This window comes from Halorhodospira sp. 9622, assembly GCF_022228025.1.
Classification (GTDB): Bacteria; Pseudomonadota; Gammaproteobacteria; order Nitrococcales; family Halorhodospiraceae; genus Halorhodospira; species Halorhodospira halophila_A.
The window spans coordinates 1-3,822 of sequence record NZ_JAJNRE010000056.1 but is presented as its reverse complement, the minus strand read 5'-3'; the positions used below and the strand labels follow the sequence as shown (position 1 = coordinate 3,822).

Here is a 3,822-nt window from a genome sequence, read left to right as displayed (position 1 = left end):
AACTCTATGATGCGGCAGCGGAGGCCTACGAGGAAGCGGCGGACCGCAATCGAGTCAGCATCGCCGCTGCACGCACCTGGCTGGATGCCGACGAGCGCGACGCCGCCACCACGGCGCTGGCCCGGGTCGAGCCGGATCATCTCGACGACCGGGGACGGGCGCATTTCACCTTGGCCCGCGCCCAGCTCGCCTTGGCCCGCGAGCGGCCGGACCGGGCCGCATCGCTGCTCGATAACCTGGCCGAGCCACCGGCCGGCGAGGAGGCGGATTACCACCGTCTACGCGCCACCGCAGCCGCCGGCCTGGACAACCACCTGATGGTGGTGGAGCAACGCGTGGCCCTCGAGGACCACTTGGAGACGCCGTCGCAGCGCGACGAGAACCGCAACCTCATCTGGCAGGCCCTGGGGCGGGCCCCGGCGCAACAACTCCAGGCCATCGAGCCGGACGCCGACACCTACGGCGGCTGGATCCGCCTGGCGCAGATCGCCCGCAGCCACCGCCTCGACCCGGAGCGCCTCGAGGAGGCGGTGTCCGCCTGGGAGGAGGCCTATCCAGACCACCCGGCGCGCGACCGCCAGGCCACCGAACTCATCACGCGCTTTCATGAGCGCATCCGCCGGCCAGAACACGTCGCCCTGCTGCTGCCACTCAGCGGAGACTTCCGCGATGCCGGCCGCGCCGTCCGTGACGGCATCCTCGCCGCCTACTTCAACGACGCCAACCGTCGCCCGGAGGTCACCGTCCACGACACCGGTGGCGAGGCGGAGCGGGCCCGCGCGGCCCTGGCCGAGGCCCGGGAGGCCGGCAGCGACGCCGTCATCGGGCCCCTGACCCGCGACGCTGTCCGCGCCGTCGCCGACATCGATGACGCGCCCCCGATCCTGGCTCTCAACACCCTGGAGGACGGCGACAGCCATGACCACCTGTTCCTCTTCCCCCTCAGCCCGGAGGCAGAGGCCCAGCAGGCCGCCCGGCACGCGCACCGCCGCGGCTGGACCAGCGTGGTGGTTCTCGCGCCGCGGACCGACTGGGGTGAGCGGGTCCAGCAGGCTTTCCAGGAGGCCTTCGAGGCGGGCGACGGCACGGTCCTGCAGAGCGAAGCCTACGACGCCGATGAAACGGACTTCTCAGGCCCCATCCGCGAGGTGCTCAACCTGCGCATCAGCAGCCGCCGCCACCAGGAATTGACCCGAACCTTCGGCCAGACCCTGGAATACCAGCCGCGCCGCCGCCAGGACGTCGACGCCGTCTTCCTCGCCGCGTTCCCCGAAGCGGGCCGACTGCTGCGCCCGCAGCTCGAATACCACCACGCCCAGGACGTGCCGGTCCTGTCGACGTCGCATATCTACGGTGGCACCCCACGCCCCGAGGACGACCGCGACCTGGACGGCCTGCACTTTGTCGACGGCCCCTGGCTGGTGGGCCAGTCGCCTGGGATCCCTGCGGAGCTCAAGCACGAGCGGCTGACCGAGAAGCTCGGTGATGTCATGGCCCGCCAGGCCCGGCTGGTGGCCCTGGGCATCGATGCCTACCGCATCTTCCCGTACCTAGAAGTGCTCGAGGAGCACCCGGAAGAACGCCTGGACGGGCTGACCGGGGGGCTACACCTGAACAGCGAACGGATCGTCGAACGCGAGCTGGTGACCGCGCAATTCGTGCGCGGGCGCCCGGTATTCCGCCAGCCGGCCACGGAGGGCAGGCACCATGACACCGAGAAGGCGGGGGAATGACCCCCGCGACCGGGGCCACGAGGCCGAGGAGCGGGCACGCGCCTACCTGGAGCGGCGGGGGCTGCGAACACTGGCACGGAACTTCCGGACACGCCGGGGCGAGATCGACCTGGTCATGGCCGATGGCGGCGTCACCGTGTTCGTCGAGGTCCGCCGACGCAGCCACCCGGGGTACGGCGGCGCAGCCGCGTCCGTGGACCGCCGCAAGCGCCAGCGCCTGAGCCGCGCTGCCAACGTCTGGCTGGCCCGAAACCCCGGGTGGGCCCGATTCGATGTAGTCGCCACGGACGGAAACGAAGTGCACTGGGTGCGCGATGCGTTCCAGGAAGAACGCTGACCGGCCCGGCAAGACGACAGCGAGGATTCATGGATTCCCACGAACGCGTGGCACAGCTCTTCCACGACAGCATCCGCGCCAAGCAGGATGCCCTGGATCGCATCGCGCCGGACATCGTCCGGGCCGGGCGTGCCATGGCCCGGGCCCTAGGCGCCGAGCGCAAGATCCTGATCTGCGGCAACGGCGGCTCCGCCGCGGACGCCCAGCACTTCTCCTCGGAGCTGCTCAATCGCTTTGAGATGGAGCGACCGGGCCTGCCGGCCATCGCGCTGACCACCGACTCCTCCACACTGACCTCGGTGGCCAACGATTACCACTACGACGAGGTCTTCGGCCGGCAGATCCGCGCCCTAGGCCACGAAGGGGACATCCTCCTGGCCATCTCCACGAGCGGCGGCTCGGGGAACATCCTCGCAGCCCAGCAGGCCGCCACCGAACGGGGCATGGTCACCGTCGCCCTCAGCGGCCGGGACGGCGGGCCACTTGCCGCCAACCTCTCCAGCGACGACATCGAGATCCGCGTGCCCAGCGAGACCACGGCAAGGATCCAGGAGGTCCACCTGCTGGCGATCCACTGCCTGTGCGATCTGATCGATCGCACGCTGTTCGGCGGGCCGGGCGGCTAGTCCGCGAAGCCGGGTCGACCACGGCCCCCGGCCGGCCCCGCCCGCCCCGCCTCGCCTACTTCACCACGCGCAGGTTGGGCCGCTTGCCGCCGCCGGAGCCATCGGGGCCATCCGGCGGGCCGTCATCGCCCTCGTCCCCGCCGGCGTCGATGGCCTCGTAGCCCTCGGCCTCGGCATCTTCGCCATCCCCGAAGAGCATCCCCTGCCCGTTCTCCCGGGCGTAGATGGCCATGACGGCGTTGACCGGCAGCTGCACGCCGCGCGGCACGCCACCGAAACGCGCCCGGAAGGCGATTTCGTCGTTGCCCATGCTCAATTCCTGGACCGCCCGCGGCGCCACGTTGAGCACGAGGCGACCATCCTCGGCGTACTCCAGCGGGGCATCCACGTCGTCGCGGGTGGCGTCCACCAGCAGATAAGGCGTGTAACCGTTGTCGGCGATCCACTCGTAGATCGCCCGGATGAGATAGGGACGGCTCGGGGTCATTGGGTGCGCCTCCTGCCTTCAGGCACGCAGGCCCAGCTCCTCGCGGGTCAGGCTGGTGCGGAAGGCATCGGTTGCAAACTGCTGTTCGGCGTACTGAGTGATCGCCGCTGCATGCTCCGGCAACTCGACGCCGGCGGCGGAGAGTCGCCACAGCAGCGGCAGGATCGTCAGATCCATGATGGTCAGCTCATCGCTGAGGAAGTACGGCTGGCCCTCAAAGAGCTCGGCAGCCGCCACCAGGCTTTCGCGCAGGGCGCGCCGCGCCTGTTGGGCCTGCGCCGCCGTACCGTTCTCGATTTGTTCGCAGAGCGCGTACCAGTCACGCTGCATGCGGTGCACCACCAGTCGCGCCTTGGCCCGGCTGACCGGGTCCACCGGCAGCAGCGGCGGGTGGGGATACCGCTCATCCAGGTAATCGATGATGATCTCGGGGTGATAGAGCGCGATATCGCGATCCACCAGAGTCGGGACATCCCCGTAGGGATTCTGCTCCAGCAGCGACGCAGGCGGACGCTCCGGGTCGACCGGGACACGCTCGGCCTCCACCCCTTTCAGGGCCAGGGCCAGCCGGGCCCGGTGGCTGTGGATGCATGACGCTCCGGTGTAGAGGCGGATCACGGGCCCTCCGGCAACCCCGCG

General features: G+C 70.2%; 5 protein-coding genes. 3 read left to right on the top strand and 2 right to left on the bottom strand.

Annotated elements, in window-relative coordinates; translation table 11 throughout:
- From LRG07_RS13420 to LRG07_RS13410, 3 genes are all read left to right on the top strand, one after another.
- A partial coding sequence (locus LRG07_RS13420) for a penicillin-binding protein activator (RefSeq protein ID WP_238642683.1) occupies window positions 1-1,733 on the top strand: 1,733 nt, incomplete at its 5' end.
- The gene (locus tag LRG07_RS13415; RefSeq protein WP_201172498.1) at window positions 1,708-2,070 is read left to right on the top strand and encodes a YraN family protein; all 363 of its coding nucleotides are present in this window, start codon (window positions 1,708-1,710) and stop codon (window positions 2,068-2,070) included. The genes LRG07_RS13420 and LRG07_RS13415, both read left to right, overlap by 26 nt.
- 29 nt (window positions 2,071-2,099) lie before the next feature.
- Window positions 2,100-2,696, top strand: a complete 597-nt coding sequence (locus LRG07_RS13410; RefSeq protein ID WP_201172502.1) for a phosphoheptose isomerase — start codon at window positions 2,100-2,102, stop codon at window positions 2,694-2,696.
- Between the two features lie 55 nt (window positions 2,697-2,751).
- Here LRG07_RS13410 and LRG07_RS13405 read toward each other — a convergent pair whose 3' ends face one another.
- Both LRG07_RS13405 and LRG07_RS13400 read right to left on the bottom strand, forming a co-directional pair.
- The gene (locus tag LRG07_RS13405; RefSeq protein ID WP_238642682.1) at window positions 2,752-3,183 is read right to left on the bottom strand and encodes a ClpXP protease specificity-enhancing factor; all 432 of its coding nucleotides are present in this window, start codon (window positions 3,181-3,183) and stop codon (window positions 2,752-2,754) included.
- 18 nt (window positions 3,184-3,201) lie between these two features.
- Window positions 3,202-3,822, bottom strand: a 621-nt coding sequence (locus LRG07_RS13400; protein ID WP_255773336.1) for a glutathione S-transferase N-terminal domain-containing protein, incomplete at its 5' end; no start/stop codon positions are given.